The 634-nt window shown below is 62.5% G+C and carries 1 protein-coding gene; it reads right to left on the bottom strand.

The features are described 5' to 3' along the window. Nucleotides 1-634 (bottom strand): calcium-binding protein (locus tag KW837_RS28545; protein WP_305729672.1); only part of this gene is annotated, 634 nt, incomplete at both ends.

Below are 634 nucleotides of genomic sequence, written 5' to 3'. Positions count from 1 at the left end.
CCGTCCAGGGTGTTGGCTTCGGCGTTGCCGGTCAGGCTGTTGTTCAGCGCGTTGCCGGAGCCGTTGATCGCGTTGCCGGTCAACACCAGGTTTTCCAGGTTGGCGCCCAGTGTCCAGTCCACCGAGGAATGCACGTTGTCGATCTCGTTGGCCAGGGTGGTGGTTTCGGTGATGGTGTCGCCAAGGTTGTCGACGATGTAGGTGTCGTTGCCCAGACCGCCGATCAGGGTGTCGGTACCGAGGCCACCGTCTAGGATGTTGGCGCCATCGTTACCGGTCATGCGGTTGTTGACCGTGGTGCCGGTGCCGTTGAGGTTGGCATTGCCGGTGAGGATCAGGTTCTCGACATTGGCGCCGAGGGTGTAGTCGATGGCCGAGAACACCCGGTCGAGCGCGGTCAGCGAAGCATCGGTCTCGATCACCGTATCGCCGAGGTTGTCGACGTAGTAAGTGTCGACGCCGTCACCACCGATCAGGGTGTCGGTGCCCACGCCACCTTCGAGGGTATCGTCACCGGCACCGCCGCTGAGTGTATTGTTCCCGGTGTTGCCCACCAATACGTTGTTCTGGCTATTGCCGGCGCCGCCGAGGTTGTCGCCGCCGGTGAGGAACAGGTTCTCCACGTTGGCGGCCA

It is taken from the genome of Pseudomonas sp. PDM24, from assembly GCF_019218905.1.
Lineage (GTDB): Bacteria > Pseudomonadota > Gammaproteobacteria > Pseudomonadales > Pseudomonadaceae > Aquipseudomonas.
This window is presented reverse-complemented; position numbering and strand designations above follow the sequence as displayed.